A 15,322-nucleotide genomic window follows, 5' to 3' on the forward strand; every position below is an offset into this window, starting at 1 on the left:
GCGCCATCACAGCTTCTCGTAGACGCTGTCGAGGGTGATACCGCGCGAGATCATCAGCACCTGGGTCCAGTACAGGAGCTGGCTGATCTCGTCTGCCAGTGCATCGTCGCTCTCGTGCTCAGCGGCCAGCCACACCTCGCCGGCCTCTTCGATGATCTTCTTCCCCAGCCCGTGGATTCCGGCGTCGAGCGCGGCGACGGTGCCGCTACCGGACGGCCGGGTACGGGCCTTTTCGCTGAGTTCGGCGAATAGGGCGTCGAAGGTCTTCACGGCAGGCGATTGTGTCACGCGCCCGCGGCGAGCCGCGAAGAGGGCACCGCGGCGAGCCGCGACCGGCCGCTGGTGTGCGGACCCGACCGCTCAGTGCGCGGCGGGATGCGATTCGTGGTGCCAGGCCTCGCGGTGCATGTCCTCGAGATGCTTGCCCTTGGTCTCCTCAACCCACCGCCACACGAACAGCAGGGACAGCACCGCGCAGACGGCGTAGAACCCGTACGCCGCACCGAGCAAGTTGCGCAGCTCCGGGAACGTGACGGTGATCAGCCAGTTCGCGACCCACTGGCCGGCCGCGGCCAGTCCGAGTGCCGCGGCCCGGATTCGGTTGGGGAACATCTCGCCGAGCAGCACCCACACCACCGGGCCCCATGACATTCCGAACGCCACCACGAACAGGTTGGCCGCGACGAGCGCGACCGGCCCGGCCACGTCGCCCAGTTGTGGCGTGCCGTCGACCTGCGGCGCGCTGCCGAAGATGATCGCCATCGTGCCAAGGGTCACGGCCATCCCGGCCGATCCGATGAGCAGCAGCGGCTTGCGTCCGACCTTGTCGATCAGCGCGATCGCGATCAGCGTGGTCAGGATGTTGATGATCGACGTGATGACGGTGATCAGGAACGCCTGGCTCTCGTCGAATCCCACTGCCTCCCACAGCACGTTGCTGTAATAGAAGATGACGTTGATGCCGACGAACTGCTGGAAGATGGACAGGCCCAGGCCGACCCATACGATCCCGTAGATACCTCCGGTGGGCTTGCGCAGATCGGCCCAGGACGGCGGCTTGTCCGCCTTCAGCGAATCCTGGATCCGGGAGATCGTGATGTCCAGGCTCTTCTCACCGAGCAACAGGGTCAGGACCTTGCGCGCCTCCGGAATGCGGTAGTTCGCAACGAGATAGCGCGGCGACTCCGGGATCGTGTAGGCGAGGGTGCCATAGACGACGGCGGGCACCGCCATCACGATGAACATCCATCGCCATGCGGCCATGCCGAACCACAGGTCCTCGCGCGATCCGCCGGCCAAGTGCGCCAACAGGTAATCGATCGCCAAGGACAGGAAGATGCCGGTGACGATGGCCAGTTGCTGCAGGGAGCCCAGCCGGCCCCGGATACGGGGCGGGGAGGTCTCGGCGATGTACATCGGCGCGATCACCGAAGCCACGCCGACGCCGACGCCGCCAACGATCCGGAAGATCACCACCAGCCAGATGTTGGTGGCCAGGCCGGTGCCGATGGCGCTGATGAAGAACAGCACCGCGGCGATCTTCATCACCGAAAGGCGGCCGATCTTGTCGGCCAGCCGTCCGCCGGTCATCGCGCCGAGAGCGGCGCCGAGCAGTGCCGAGGCGACGGCGAAGCCCAACGTGTAGTTGTCGATCTGGAACTCGTCCTGCAGCGCGGCAACCGCGCCGTTGATCACAGCGCTGTCATAACCGAACAGCAGGCCGCCCAGCGCCGCGACCGACGCGATCCGAACGACCTTGCCGCTGTGCTCAGATTCCTCGTAGTCGATGCCAGAGCTTCCGCCGACGGGTCCGTGTCCGGCCATGTGACGACCTTTCCGCAACGTTGCGAGGGTGAGATAACCCGAAAGATCCCGAATACTGCCCGGAAACCCCCGGCGGATCTATTGAAGCACCCTGCCGGGCGCCGCACGCTGGGTTCCCCGAACTGTGGCGCGGCGGCTGCTACATCGTTATCGGCGGGCGGTCAGTCGCCGATCTCGCGGTTCAGTTCCGCATGGATGCTGCGCAATCCACTGAGGTCGAGTTCGGTGAGCGAGGCGATGTGCCTGCGACCCGGACCGGTCGGGACGGCAATATCGTTGGGCACCACCACCACCGGGCATCCCGCCCCCTCGGCGGCAGCGGTGCCGGTCGCGGAGTCCTCGATGGCCAGGCACGCACCCGGCGCAAGTTCGAGTAGTTTTGCGGCGCGCAGGTAGGGGTCGGGGGCTGGTTTGCCGTAAGGCACCTCGTCGCCGCACACGGTCACCGAAAAGTAGTGTCGCCCAATGCTGTTCAGCGCCTTCTCAGCCAGGCTGCGGCGGGTGTTGGTGACCAGCGCCATCGGGACGCCCGCGGCGAGCAGCGCGTCGAGCAATTCTCGTGCACCTGCGAGCCAGGGCAGCCCCCGCTGTTCGAACAGTTCCCCCGTGTGGTCGTGGAGCCAGTCGGTGCATTCGGCAACCGCGGCGGGATCGGGATCCAAGCCGAGGTCGTCGAACACGATGCGCATCACGTCCTCCGCGGAACCGCCGACTGTCGCGATGCGGACCTCCGGTGTCAGCGTTCCGCCGAACCGCGCGTACAGCGCGTGCATCGACACGTCCCACAGTTTTTCGGAGTCCACGAGGGTGCCGTCCATATCCCAGAGCACCGCATGCATGGTTGCCATTGTCTCATCAGGGCGCGCGCCGACGCAGACCCCCAGCGGCCCGCCGCCGCGGCCCCGCACCGGCGAAATCGGCTCGACCTGCACAAACGCGTTCGCCTGCGCGCCCTGCGATGTGAGCATCCCCACGTCACAGCGCCGCCCGAGCCGAGCCGACGGACGCCGTCGGCACCGCACCGAGGGATATCTGCACTGCGGCCCGAATGGTGCCGGACACTTCGTGAAGATGGTCCACAACGCTGTCGAGTACGGGATGATGGCGGCCATCTCCGATGGACTCAGCATCGTCAAGCAGGCCGACGCCGGACAACCGGACCGCGCCGACCAGGAAGTCGACGCCGCCTCCCCCGGACTCGACCAGCACTCCGGGCGGGTGTCGGACTCCGGCGAGGGCCGGTGTACCTGCCCGGCTCGTGGGGGGAGCGGCCGTTGAGCACCGCCGAGCAGGACCGTCTCGACGAAGTGAAAGGCGGACGTGCCCAGTGGCGCCGCTGGGGCACCTACCTCGCTGAGCGCGCCTGGGGCACGGTCCGGGAGGACTACAGCGCCGACGGCGACGCCTGGGCGTATTTCCCGTTCGACCAGGCCCGCAGCCGGGCCTACCGGTGGAACGAGGACGGCCTGGCGGGCTGGTGCGATCTGGACCAGACCATCTGCCTGGGCGTCGCGTTGTGGAACGGCCACGATCCGATCCTCAAGGAACGTCCCTACGGGGTGGCCAACGAGGAGGGCAACCACGGCGAGGACGTCAAGGATTACTGGTTCTACACGGACAACCTGCCCACCCACGCCTACGCGTCGATGGTCTACAAGTATCCGCAGGCCGAGTTCCCCTATGCCGATCTGCTGCACACCAACCAGCAGCGCGGCCCCGCCGACGACGAGTACGAACTGTTCGATGCATTGCGTGCACAGTGGTTGCAGCAGCGCTATTTCGATGTCAACGTCGAGTACGCCAAGGATGGCCCGGAGGACGTCTACTGCCGGATCACCGTGACCAACCGCGGCGCGCAGGCAGCACCCATCCACGTGCTGCCCCAGCTGTGGTACCGCAACACCTGGTCTTGGAACGGAGGCCAGCACCCCGGCCAGCAGCGGCCGCGGATCACGGCCTGCGGCGAGGGCGCCGCAACCACCTGGCATCCGAAGCTGGGACACCGGTGGTTCACGGTCACCAGTTCCACCTGCGCTGCGCCGCGAATGTTGTTCTGCGAGAACGAGACCAACGAGCGCCTGCTGTTCGGGGCGGCGAACGCGTCGGCCACCACCAAGGACGGCGTCAACGATCACGTCGTGCACTCAGTGTCCGGCGCCGTCGCCGCGGACGAGGGCAGCAAGGTGGCCGCACATGTGTCCACCGTGCTGGAGCCCGGTAAAACCTGCACCGTGACAGTGCATTTCGCCGACTCCGACCACGGTGGAGAACCGGATGCGATACTGGCCGCCCGCCAGGGCGAGGCCGACGAGTTCTACGCGAGTGTGGCGGCACCGGATCTGACCGACGACGAACGGCTGGTGCAGCGGCAGGCGCTGGCCGGACTGTTGTGGTGCAAGCAGTTCTACAGCTACTCGGTGCGGCGCTGGCTCAAGGGCGACCCGGGCCAACCGGCACCGCCGGAGCAGCGCTGGTCCGGGCGCAATGTCGACTGGCAGCACTTCTCGGTCAGCCAGGTCATCCTGATGCCGGACGCCTGGGAGTATCCCTGGTTCGCGGCCTGGGATCTGGCCTTTCACTGCGTCACGATGGCGCTGATCGACCCGGAGTTCGCCAAGGCACAGGCGCTGGTCCTGCAGCAGGCGACGTCCCAGCATCCGCACGGCCAGATCCCGGCGTACGAATGGAAATTCGGCGACACCAACCCGCCGGTGCACGCCTGGGCGGCCTGGCAGGTCTATCAACTCGACCGGCTGCGCACCGGTGTCGGCGACTGGGACTTCCTGGCCAGCGCTTATCGGGCGTCCACGCTGAACGCCATGTGGTGGCTCAACCAGAAGGACGACGCCAACCGCGGGGTGTTCGGCGGCGGCTTCCTCGGCATGGACAACATCGGGGTTTTCGACCGCGACAAGCCGTTGCCGACCGGCGGCGAACTCGCCCAGATCGACGGCACCGCATGGATGGCGGCGCTGATCTTCCACCTGCTGGAGATGGCCATCGAGTTGTCGCACAACGATCCGAGCTACACCTACATGTTCAGCCGCTGGGTGTGGGACGCCTGGCTGGTGGCCAACGCGTTGGAGAAAGGCACCTACCGGGTCAGCTTCTGGTGCGAGGACACCGAGTTCTACCACGACGTCATCGAAATGCCGGACGGCTCAAGTAAATCGCTGCAGGTGTTCTCCATGCAGGCGATCGTCCCGCTGTTCGCGGCGATCGCGATCCCGGCCCGCGCCACCGACGTGCGGGCCACCGTCGACCACCAACTCGACGAACTGGCCCGCATCTACGAACACACCGATGACGATGTGCGCCTTGGGATGTCCGGCGGCGACGGCTCGCATTTCATGGTGGGCGTCGTGCATTCCGACCGGCTGTCAGCGATCCTGCGCCGGCTGCTGGACCCCGAACAGTTCATGTCCCCCAACGGAATCCGTTCACTATCCCGCTATCACCGCGACCATCCGTACCGGTTCCACATCGACGACACCGATTACGTCGTCGACTATCAACCGGCCGAGTCCCGCAGCAGGATGTTCGGCGGAAATTCGAACTGGCGCGGCCCGGTGTGGCTGCCGACGAACTTCATGCTGGTGCAGGCGCTCAACTCCTACGCCCGATTCCTCGGCGACACCTACCGCGTCCCCGATCCAGCGGGATCCGAGGAGGACGTCACGCTCGGCGTCGTCGCCGACCGGCTGGCCCGGCAACTGACCGGTCTGCTGGTTCGCGACGAGGCCGGCCGGCGCGCGGTGTTCGGCGACAACGAGTACTTCCAGACCGACCCGCACTGGCGCGACCTGGTGCCGTTCTACGAGTACTTCGACGGCGACACCGGCCGCGGTCTGGGCGCCAGCCACCAGACCGGCTGGACCGCGACGATCGCCCTGCTACTGCAGTTCCGCGGCGACCTGTACTTCAGACGGTGACGGGCGGCGCTCAGTCCTCCGGGTTGTAGCCGAGGTTGGGCGCCAGCCAGCGCTCGGCCTCCTGTAGGGTCCAGCCCTTGCGCTTCGCGTAGTCGGCGACCTGGTCCTGGGCCAGCCGGCCGACCACGAAGTACTGCGACTGCGGGTGCGAGAAGTACCAGCCGCTGACAGCGGCACCGGGCCACATCGCCATCGACTCGGTCAATTCGATGCCGGTGCGCGCCGTGACGTCCATCAACTCGAACAGCGTCGCCTTCTCGGTGTGCTCCGGGCAGGCCGGGTAGCCCGGCGCAGGGCGGATGCCCACATACTTCTCCCCGATGAGTGCCTCGTTATCCAGGTCCTCGTCGGGCCGATATCCCCAGAACTCCTCGCGGACCCGTTGGTGCATCCGTTCGGCGAACGCCTCCGCCAGGCGATCGGCGAGCGACTCCAGCAGGATCGCGCTGTAGTCGTCGAGCGCCGTCTTGAACTCCGCGATCTTGTCCTGGCTGCCCAGCCCGGCGGTGACAGCGAAGGCGCCGACGTAATCGGTGACCCCGGTTTCTTTGGGGGCGATGAAGTCGCCCAGCGACCGGTTCGGGATGCCGTCGCGATGCTGGCCCTGCTGACGCAGGTTGTGCAGCGTAGTGAGTACCTCGGTGCGGGTGTCGTCGGTGTAGACCTCGATGTCGTCACCGACGGAGTTCGCCGGGAAGAAGCCGATCACCTGGGCATCGTCGTACAACTTGCGGGCGGCCTCGCCGGACGCCGGGTTGTTGAGGATGTCGGGGAAGCGGCCCTTCATCTCCCAGGCGTTGAAGAACGGCTGCCAGTCGATGTACTCGCGCAGCTCGGCCAGGTCGTAGTCGAGAAACTCCCGGGCGCCGACGCCTTGCGCAGGCACCGGCGGGGTGTAGCCGTCCCATTCGATCGGCGTCCGGTTGGCGCGGGCCATCTGGAGCGTCAGCATCGGCCGCTCTTGCTTCTGGGCGTGCCGTTCACGAAGTGCTGCGTAGTCCTTTTCGGTGGCCTCCAGCAGGCCCGGGCGCTGCTTGTCGTCGAGCAGCGCCGCAGCGACCGGAACCGAGCGTGACGCATCCTTGACCCACACCACCGGACCGCTGCGACGCGGCGCCACCTTCACGGCGGTGTGCGCGCGCGAGGTGGTCGCGCCGCCGATCAGCAGCGGGATCTGCAGGCCCTCGCGTTCCATCTCGACCGCGAAGTTGACCATCTCGTCCAGGGACGGGGTGATCAGGCCGGACAGCCCGATGATGTCGGCGTTGTGCTCCTTGGCCGCGTCAAGGATCTTCTGGGCGGGCACCATCACACCGAGGTCGATCACGGTGTAGTTGTTGCATTGCAGGACGACGCCGACGATGTTCTTGCCGATGTCGTGGACGTCGCCCTTGACCGTCGCCATGATGATGGTGCCGTTGGTGGTCTCGGCGGCTCGACCATTCCCCGTCGCGTCGCTCGCCCCGGCTGGCTGTTTCTCCGCCTCGATGAACGGAAGCAGATAGGCAACGGCCTTCTTCATGACCCGGGCCGACTTCACCACCTGGGGCAGGAACATCTTGCCCGCGCCGAAGAGGTCACCGACGACGTTCATCCCGTCCATCAGCGGGCCCTCGATCACCTCGATCGGGCGACCTCCGGCGGCGGCAATCTCGGCCCGCAATTCCTCGGTGTCGTCGTCGACGTGGGCGTCGATGCCCTTGACCAGGGCGTGCGTAATACGTTCGCGGACCGGCAGGTTGCGCCATTCGGCGGCCGCGCGATCGTCGCCGTCGCCCGCGTTCTTGGTGTTGAAGCGTTCCGCGATCTCCAGGAGGCGCTCGGCCGCATCCTCGCGGCGGTTCAGGACGACGTCTTCGATCCGGTCCCGCAACTCGGGGTCGATCGAGTCGTAGGGCACCAGCGCGCCGGCGTTGACGATGCCCATGTCCAGGCCGGCCTTGATGGCGTGGAACAGGAACACCGCGTGGATCGCCTCGCGGACCGGGTTGTTGCCGCGGAACGAGAACGACACGTTGGAGATACCGCCGGAGATGTGCACCCCTGGCAGGTTCTCCTTGATCCAGGCGCAGGCCTCGATGAAGTCGATCCCGTAGGTCGCGTGCTCCTCGATACCGGTCGCCAGCGCGAAGCAGTTCGGGTCGAAGATGATGTCCTCGGGCGGGAAGCCGACCTCGTCGGTGAGGATCCGGTAGGCGCGTCCGCAGATCTGGATGCGGCGCTCCAGATTGTCGGCCTGGCCCGACTCGTCGAAGGCCATCACGACGACGGCGGCGCCGTACTTGCGGCACAGCCGCGCCTCGCGGATGAACTTCTCCTCGCCCTCCTTCATGGAGATCGAGTTGACGATCGGCTTGCCCTGCACGTTCTTCAGGCCCGCCTCGATGACCTCCCACTTGGAGGAGTCGATCATCACAGGGATGCGGCTGATGTCCGGTTCGGCCGCGATCAACTTGGTGAACCGATCCATCGCGGCGACGCCGTCGATCATGCCCTCGTCCATGTTGATGTCGATGATCTGCGCACCGACCTCGACCTGCTGCAGGGCGACCGACAGGGCGGTGTCGTAGTCCTCGGCCTTGATCAGGTTGCGGAACCGGGCGGAGCCCGTGATGTTGGTGCGCTCCCCGATGTTGACGAACAGCGAGTCCTCGGTGATGTTGAGCGGCTCCAGGCCGGCCAGGCGAGTGGCCGTTTGACTCTCTGCGATCTGCGGCAGCTCGCGCGGCGGCTTGCCCTCGACGACCTTGGCAATTTCGGCAATGTGTGGCGGCGCCGTTCCGCAGCACCCACCGACCAGGTTGACCAGGCCGGCCTCGGCGAACTCGGCGATGTAGCCGGCCTGACGCTCCGGCGACTCGTCGTACTCGCCGAATGCGTTGGGCAGGCCGGCGTTCGGGTAGCAGGAGACGAAGGTCTCGGCGATCCGGGCCATCTCGGCGATGTAGGGCCTCATCTCCGGCGCGCCCAGGGCGCAGTTGAGGCCCACCGCGAGCGGCTTGGCATGCCTGATCGAGTTCCAGAAAGCTTCGGTGACCTGACCGGACAACGTCCGCCCGGAGGCATCGGTGATGGTGCCCGAGATGATCACCGGCCAGCGGCGCCCGCGCTGCTCGAACAGCGTCTCGATGGCGAACACCGCCGCCTTGGCGTTCAGCGAGTCGAAGATCGTCTCGACGATGAGGATGTCGGCACCGCCGTCGACGAGGCCGTTGGCAGCTTCCAGATAGGCGGCGACCAACTGGTCGTAGGAGACGTTGCGGGCTCCGGGATCGTTGACGTCCGGCGAGATCGACGCGGTCCGCGTCGTCGGCCCGAGCGCCCCGGCGACATAGCGGGGTTTGTCGGGGGTGCTGAACTCGTCGCAGGCTGTGCGGGCCAGCGCGGCGCCTGCGTAGTTCAGCTCGTAGCTCAGCTCCTCCATCCCGTAGTCGGACAGCGAGACCGCGTTCGCGTTGAACGTGTTGGTCTCCAGGATGTCGGCGCCCGCTTCGAGGTACTCGCGGTGGATGTCCTCGATGATGTGCGGCTGCGTGAGGGTGAGCAGGTCATTGTTGCCCACGAGATCGGTCGGCCAATCCTTGAACCGCTCACCGCGGTAACCGGCCTCGTCCGGCCGGTCCCGCTGGATCGCCGTGCCCATCGCGCCGTCGATCACCATGATCCGCTGGCGCAGCGCTGCGATCAGCTCGTCGGTGCAGTCGGGGCGAATGTTCGGCACAAAAGACGTATTCAACTCAGAAGTATCCAACCCGGGGGCGTGCACGTACGTTCCTTCCGCAATCGGAAGGCGTCCTTGAATCTGCCGAGCGTGGCGGCTACCCGGCGGGACCCGAGCCCCCCAAAATAACCGTTGCAACGCCTCTCGACCAGAAAAGTCTACGTCGTCACCCGATGGACGTCTGGACGACCACATCATCGCCGTCATCGCGCGAACCCGGGTGCGGGCCGATGCCCGTCATCTCGCCCTGACAGGGCTTACGCTGGCCTCGTGACCCCCTCGGATTTCAGCGGTCCGAAGCGATCCGACCTGCCCGACCTGCGCGACACCATCGTCGTCGCAGCGTTCGAGGGCTGGAATGACGCCGGTGACGCGGCCAGCGATGCGCTCGAGCACCTGGATGCCATCTGGGAGGCGGAGTCGATCGTCGAGATCGACGACGAGTCCTACTACGACTACCAGGTCAACCGGCCGGTGATACGCCAGGTCGACGGGGTGACACGCGAACTGGTGTGGCCGTCGATGCGGATCTCGCACTGCAGACCCCCCGGCAGCGATCGCGACATCGTGCTGATGCATGGCGTTGAGCCGAATATGCGGTGGCGGACGTTCTGCGCGGAACTGCTCGCGATCGCCGACAAACTCAACGTGCACACCGTGGTCATCCTGGGTGCGCTGTTGGCCGACACGCCGCACACCCGTCCGGTGCCCGTCTCCGGCGCCGCCTACTCACCGGAGTCGGCGAAGTTCTTCGGGCTCGAACAAACCCGCTACGAGGGGCCAACGGGGATCGCGGGGGTGTTCCAGGACGCCTGCGTGCAAGCCGGGATCCCCGCCGTCACGTTCTGGGCGGCCGTCCCCCACTACGTGTCTCAACCCCCCAACCCGAAGGCCACCGTGGCGCTGCTGCGCCGGGTCGAGGATGTCCTCGACATCGAGGTCCCGCTCGCCGACCTGCCGGCCCAGGCCGAGGAGTGGGAGGACGCGGTCACCGAGATGACCGCCGAGGACGACGAGATCGCCGAGTATGTGAGCTCTCTGGAGCAGCGCGGCGACGCAGAGGTCGACATGAACGAGGTGATCGGCAAGATTGACGGCGACGCGCTGGCGGCCGAGTTCGAACGGTATCTGCGCAGACGCGGGCCGGGTTTCGGGCGCTAGCGGGGCTAATCCCGGAACCGTGCCACATAGCCCGCGAAGTCCCACGTCTCGAGGAACTCCGTGGCCGCAACGAAGCCCTTGTCGTAGAGCGCGAGCTTCTGTTGCTCGGACAGGTCGAAGTCCAGAACCCCGACGTCGGTGGTGTCCACCCGGATGGTGCGCGCGCTGACCCACGGCTGGCTCAGGTACGCCTGGTCGTGTCCGACGAGGATCGTGGTCACCACCTGTTCGAGCAGGGTTGGCGGGCCGAGCAGGCGCAACGGGCGAAGCGCCGGGATCAGCTGCTGGCTTTCGGCGGGCAGTTCGGGCAACAGCGTGACCCCGAAGGTGGGCCAGCGCGGCGGCCTGCCATCGGTACGGTCCAGCGAGTCGATGGGGAAGTTCGACAGCAACCCGCCGTCGACCAGCGTGGACCTGCGACCTTCGGCGCTGGTCAGGGTCGCGGGGTGGTAGAAGAACGGGATCGCGGTCGACGCCCGCACCGCTGCGGCCACCGACTGGACGTCGGGATTCAGCCCGTACACCCGCCGGTAGTCCCAGGGCAGCCGGATCAACTGCCCCAGTGAGACGTCCGCGACCGTCACCACCAGGCGATAGCGCTGTTCGGGCGGCAGCGACGGATTGGAGATCTTGAGGTCGGCGAAGGTCGACACCCCGTACTCGGCCAGGCGGTCGGCCACCCACGTGCGCAGGGCGTCCCCGCGGTACACGCCGTCGCCGGTGACGATGCCCCAGGCCGGTCCGAGGATTGGTATGCGTTCGATCAGGCCGGGGTCGAGGAAGCGGCGGTAGTCGATCTCGATGGCGAGCTTGCGGAGGTCCGCGGCATTGACGCGCCCGCTCTGCACCGCCGCGGCCAGCACCGCACCCACCAGGGCGCCCGCCGAGGTGCCGGAGATGCGCTGCGGCTTGTAACCGGCGGCCACCAGGGCGGCGACGGCACCGACCAGGCCGATGCCCTTCACACCGCCGCCGGACAGCACCAGGTCGGCCCGCTTGGCGGGGGGCACCGCTAGTCCCGCGACGGCTTGGGTGCCTGCCAGGTGCCGTTGAGCGCGTCGGGTTTCGGCCAGTACAGCCGCAGCACCAGCACGAACGGACCCTTCGGCGCGGGCAGCCAGTTGGACTCCGCGTCGCGTCCCGGCGAGGCGTTTCGGATGTCGAAGGTGTAGCCGCCGTCCGGGTCGGCCACCAGGCTGGTCAGCATCTCGGAGTTGATGAGGTACCGGTTGATCGGGTTGGCCACCAGCAGGCTGGACGGCAGCTCATACATGGTCAGCGACCAGAACGCGTTCACCGGGGGCAGCTGACCCGGTGCGAACCGGTACGTGTAGTCGTTGGCGCCGGTCAGGGGTGCGCCGTCGGCATCGGCGGTGAAGCTTGGGTACAGCGCCTCGGCGGCGGTGTTCCCGTAGATTCCCAGCACCGCGCCTGCCATCCGATACAGGTAATTGCCCTTCAGGTCCTCGGCGGTGCCGAAGAACTGCGCCGAACCGACCTGCCCGGTGTCCACCTTGTCCTTCTTGAAGGTGTCGAACTCCGCCCACGCGTCGGCCATCCCGCCCTCGATCGCCGAGCGCATCTCCTGGGACAGTGCGTCGGCGTCGAAGTCACCGTCGGGGCCGATACCGATGGTGGCGAACCGGTTCCGAAGGCCCTGCTCGGATGGCGGGGCCGGGGCGAACCGCAGCGCGAAGTTGAGGATCTCGAAGAACTGCGGGGAAGTCTTCTGCTGGTCGGGAGTCAGCGGCGGGACGAAGTCGATCGGCGGCGCGGGCGGCGGAGCCGGCCGTTTGAGGAAGACCGACAGCGGCGCCACCTGGTAGCCGGCCTGGATCTTCTCGACGGTTTCCAGATCCGACGGCCCGAACAGCTGGGTGCGGTACAGCACGAAGGCCAGGTCGGTGTCGGACCGGATGACCTCGTCGATCCCCTCCGGCTTCTCCCCCTTCCAACCCGGGCCCGCCAGCAGATAGTTGCCACCGCCGTTGCCGGTCGTCCTGCTGCCTGCATAGGCGATGTTGTAGGTGTAGCCGTCGACGAACTGCAGCGAGTAGTAGCGGTCCTGTTCGATCGGCGGGACGGTGAGCACCAGCGGTTCGGCGCGCAGGTCGGCGCCGACCGCGGAGTAGGGCGTGTCGGAGTTGGGTGTCTGGATCGTCTTGTCCTCGGGCGTATAGACCCGAGCGGTGTTGTGGATCTCGTTCCAGCCGCCCTTGTACTCCGGATCCTGCTTGTCGACGAAGTAGGAGTACAGCACCCGGTAGTTGTCGACGATCGGGAAGCCGTAGATGTAGGCATCCTTGGCGATCGCCCTGGCCTGCTCGGGCGTGACCGCCGTCTCGCCCGGGGGCGGTGACGACGTGGTCGTCTGCTCGGTCTGGGATTCGGTGGTCTGGCCGGCGCACCCGGCCAGCAGCAGCAGCGCGGCGAGCAGCGTCAGCAGGCGCCGCGTGACGTTCGCCCCGATACCGTTGGCTGCGCCGGTGATGAGAACGACCTTCCCGGAAACAGCACCCATAGCCCGAAACGTACTCCACCGCCACCGGAATCCGGTGGACGGCACGCCTATAGACCGCTATGTCCCGCCTAGCACAAGGGCACACCCAACAACGCATCGACGGCAACGGCGACCGCAGCGGGCGCGGCACTGTCGCGACCCCCGTACTCGAGCGCATCGGTGGACCAACCATCAAGTGCAGCAAGGGCTTTCGGCGTATCGAGGTCATCGGCGAGATACGCGCGCAGCCGCGCGATGACATCGGTGGGATCGGGTCCCGCTGGCAGCGTGGCGGCAGAACGCCAGCGCTGCAGGCGGTCCTGCGCCTCGGCGAGCACCTGGGAGCTCCAGGACCGGTCGGCACGGTAGTGCCCGGCGAGCAGGCCGAGGCGGATGGCCGCGGGTTCGACGCCGTCGGCGCGCAGCCCGGACACCAGCACGAGGTTGCCCCGGCTCTTGGACATCTTGTGCCCATCCCAGCCGATCATCCCCGCGTGTACGTAGTGCCTGGCGAATCGCCGATCCCCCGTTACGGATTCGGCATGGGCGGCGGAGAACTCGTGATGCGGGAAGATCAGGTCGCTGCCGCCGCCCTGGATGTCGACGCCCATGCCGATCCGGCTGAGGGCGATCGCCGTGCACTCCACGTGCCAGCCCGGTCTGCCGGGCCCGAAGGGCGACGGCCAGCTGGGCTCCCCCGGCCGCGCGGCCCGCCACATCAGCGCATCGAGTTCGTCGGCCTTGCCGACACGGGTGGGATCGCCGCCGCGTTCGGAGAACAACCGCAGCATGGTGTCCCTGTCATAACCCGACTCGTAGCCGAACTGTGCCGTTGCGTCGGCGCGGAAGTACACGTCGGGATAGACGGGGTCGTCGACGGTGTAGGCGGCCCCGGAGGCCAGCATCTTCTCCACCAGCTCCACCACTTCCGCGATGGCCTCGGTGGCGCCGACATAGTCGCGCGGCGGCAACACCCGCAGTGCGGCCATGTCCTCGCGGAACAGCTCGGTCTCGCGGTCGCCCAGCGCGCGCCAATCCACGCCGTCGCGGGCGGCCCGCTCGAACAGCGGATCGTCGACGTCGGTGACGTTCTGGACGTAACGCACCCCCAGCCCGGCGTCCAGCCACAGCCGGTGCACGAGGTCGAAGGTCAGGTAGGTGGCGGCGTGACCCAGATGGGTGGCGTCGTAGGGGGTGATGCCGCACACGTACATGGTGGCGTCCGCGCCGGGGGCGACCGGGCGGACCTGCCGGTCGGCGGTGTCATAGAGCCGTAACTGAGGTCCCCGCCCCGGCACTACCGGGACGCTGGGCGCCGGCCACGATCGCATGATGTCGACTCTAGGGCGTCGGCTCGGATGCGCCGGTATCGGCTCAGCTCGCCGCCGCGATCTCGGTGAGCAGCGGACCCGCCAGCTCGGCGCGGCACATCAGCAGATCCGGCAGGTAGGGGTCGCGCCGGTTGTAGATGAGCGGCGAACCGTCCAGCCGCGAGGCGTGCAGTCCCGCAGCCAGCACCACCCCGGCGGGCGCGGCCGAATCCCACTCCCACTGCCCACCGGCGTGAATGTAGGCGTCGACGTCACCGCGGACCACCGCCATGGCCTTGGCACCCGCCGATCCGATGCGCACGGTCTGGATGTCGAGCCGGTCACGCAGCCGCCACAGCACGGCAGGCGGGCGGTGCGAACTGGCGGTGACGCGGATCGGTCCGGCGGCGCGCGGTGGCGGCCCGACCACGGTGTCCGAGCGGTATACCTCGCCGCGGGCGGGCAGCGCGACCACGGCGTCGGTCAGGCCTCCAGTTGGGCCCGTCCGCTGCCACAGGGCGATGTGCACCGCCCAGTCCTGCCTGCCCGGCCGGGAGAACTCCCAAGTGCCGTCGACCGGGTCGACGATCCACACCCGGTCGGCATCCACCCTGGACGGGTCGTCCGCGGCCTCTTCCGACAGCACCGAATCGCCCGGGCGTTCGCGGTAGAGCCGCTCGAGGATGAGGTCATTGGCCCGCTTGTCGCCTGCGTCGCCGAGTTCGTAGGGATCGCGGAAGCCGGCCTCCGAGCGCATCGCAAGGAGCATCTCCCCGGCCTCCCGAGCCACCTCGGCCGCCAGCGCCGCATCGGTCAGGGTCACCGATTCAGTATCGGGGTCGGGCAATCCCGCCGCTCGGCCTGGTTCGCCGCG

The 15,322-nt window shown here is 67.4% G+C and carries 11 protein-coding genes; 3 read left to right on the forward strand and 8 right to left on the reverse strand.

Translation table 11 applies throughout. From position 1 onward, the window contains the following. Nucleotides 1–6: 6 nt before the first annotated feature. The 3 genes from ADBZ6K_RS02070 to ADBZ6K_RS02080 all read right to left on the reverse strand — a co-directional run bounded on the left by ADBZ6K_RS02070 (nucleotide 7) and on the right by ADBZ6K_RS02080 (nucleotide 2,663). A complete protein-coding gene (locus tag ADBZ6K_RS02070; protein ID WP_526344144.1) occupies nucleotides 7–288 on the reverse strand; it encodes a phosphoribosyl-ATP diphosphatase in 282 nt (93 codons plus the stop codon). Between the two features lie 72 nt (nucleotides 289–360). After that, on the reverse strand, nucleotides 361–1,824 hold the full coding sequence (locus tag ADBZ6K_RS02075; protein ID WP_526344145.1) for a sugar porter family MFS transporter: 1,464 nt from the start codon (nucleotides 1,822–1,824) through the stop codon (nucleotides 361–363). Between the two features lie 161 nt (nucleotides 1,825–1,985). Then, entirely contained in the window at nucleotides 1,986–2,663 is a 678-nt protein-coding gene (locus ADBZ6K_RS02080) for an HAD family hydrolase (RefSeq protein WP_526344357.1), read from the reverse strand. Nucleotides 2,664–2,895: 232 nt separating this feature from the next. Between ADBZ6K_RS02080 and ADBZ6K_RS02085 the strand changes: the two genes are divergently transcribed. Together ADBZ6K_RS02085 and ADBZ6K_RS02090 are read left to right on the forward strand one after the other, a co-directional pair. Next, nucleotides 2,896–3,102, forward strand: a complete 207-nt coding sequence (locus ADBZ6K_RS02085) for a hypothetical protein (RefSeq protein WP_526344146.1) — start codon at nucleotides 2,896–2,898, stop codon at nucleotides 3,100–3,102. After that, a complete protein-coding gene (locus ADBZ6K_RS02090) occupies nucleotides 3,099–5,756 on the forward strand; it encodes an MGH1-like glycoside hydrolase domain-containing protein (protein ID WP_526344147.1) in 2,658 nt (885 codons plus the stop codon). Before ADBZ6K_RS02085 ends, ADBZ6K_RS02090 begins: the two co-directional genes overlap by 4 nt. Nucleotides 5,757–5,766: 10 nt before the next feature. Here ADBZ6K_RS02090 and metH read toward each other — a convergent pair whose 3' ends face one another. Beyond that, nucleotides 5,767–9,492 (reverse strand): methionine synthase, encoded by a 3,726-nt coding sequence (gene metH / locus ADBZ6K_RS02095; protein WP_526344148.1) that lies wholly within the window; start codon nucleotides 9,490–9,492, stop codon nucleotides 5,767–5,769. Nucleotides 9,493–9,747: 255 nt separating this feature from the next. Between metH and ADBZ6K_RS02100 the strand changes: the two genes are divergently transcribed. After that, complete coding sequence (locus ADBZ6K_RS02100; protein ID WP_526344149.1) at nucleotides 9,748–10,638, forward strand: PAC2 family protein; 891 nt, start codon at nucleotides 9,748–9,750, stop codon at nucleotides 10,636–10,638. A gap of 5 nt (nucleotides 10,639–10,643) precedes the next feature. Here ADBZ6K_RS02100 and ADBZ6K_RS02105 read toward each other — a convergent pair whose 3' ends face one another. The 4 genes from ADBZ6K_RS02105 to ADBZ6K_RS02120 form a co-directional block, all read right to left on the reverse strand. Then, nucleotides 10,644–11,648, reverse strand: a complete 1,005-nt coding sequence (locus ADBZ6K_RS02105) for a patatin-like phospholipase family protein (protein ID WP_526344150.1) — start codon at nucleotides 11,646–11,648, stop codon at nucleotides 10,644–10,646. 2 nt (nucleotides 11,649–11,650) lie between these two features. Beyond that, nucleotides 11,651–13,159 carry a DUF1254 domain-containing protein gene (locus tag ADBZ6K_RS02110; protein WP_526344151.1) on the reverse strand — a complete coding sequence of 503 codons (1,509 nt, stop codon included), beginning with the start codon at nucleotides 13,157–13,159 and terminating at the stop codon, nucleotides 11,651–11,653. Between the two features lie 68 nt (nucleotides 13,160–13,227). Then, the gene (gene mshC, locus ADBZ6K_RS02115; protein ID WP_526344152.1) at nucleotides 13,228–14,469 is read right to left on the reverse strand and encodes a cysteine--1-D-myo-inosityl 2-amino-2-deoxy-alpha-D-glucopyranoside ligase; all 1,242 of its coding nucleotides are present in this window, start codon (nucleotides 14,467–14,469) and stop codon (nucleotides 13,228–13,230) included. A 43-nt stretch (nucleotides 14,470–14,512) separates the two neighbouring features. Beyond that, complete coding sequence (locus ADBZ6K_RS02120) at nucleotides 14,513–15,271, reverse strand: 3'(2'),5'-bisphosphate nucleotidase CysQ (RefSeq protein WP_526344153.1); 759 nt, start codon at nucleotides 15,269–15,271, stop codon at nucleotides 14,513–14,515. Nucleotides 15,272–15,322 lie beyond the last annotated feature (51 nt).

The organism is Mycobacterium sp., from assembly GCF_044223235.1.
GTDB lineage: Bacteria > Actinomycetota > Actinomycetes > Mycobacteriales > Mycobacteriaceae > Mycobacterium.

Excerpts from the sequence above, each read along its gene's own strand:
- ADBZ6K_RS02075 (WP_526344145.1), bottom strand. The coding sequence starts at position 1,824 with ATGGCCGGACACGGACCCGTCGGCGGAAGCTCTGGCATCGACTACGAG.
- ADBZ6K_RS02080 (WP_526344357.1), bottom strand. The coding sequence starts at position 2,663 with ATGCATGCGGTGCTCTGGGATATGGACGGCACCCTCGTGGACTCCGAA.
- ADBZ6K_RS02085 (WP_526344146.1), top strand. The coding sequence starts at position 2,896 with ATGGTCCACAACGCTGTCGAGTACGGGATGATGGCGGCCATCTCCGAT.
- ADBZ6K_RS02110 (WP_526344151.1), bottom strand. The coding sequence starts at position 13,159 with ATGGGTGCTGTTTCCGGGAAGGTCGTTCTCATCACCGGCGCAGCCAAC.
- mshC (WP_526344152.1), bottom strand. The coding sequence starts at position 14,469 with ATGCGATCGTGGCCGGCGCCCAGCGTCCCGGTAGTGCCGGGGCGGGGA.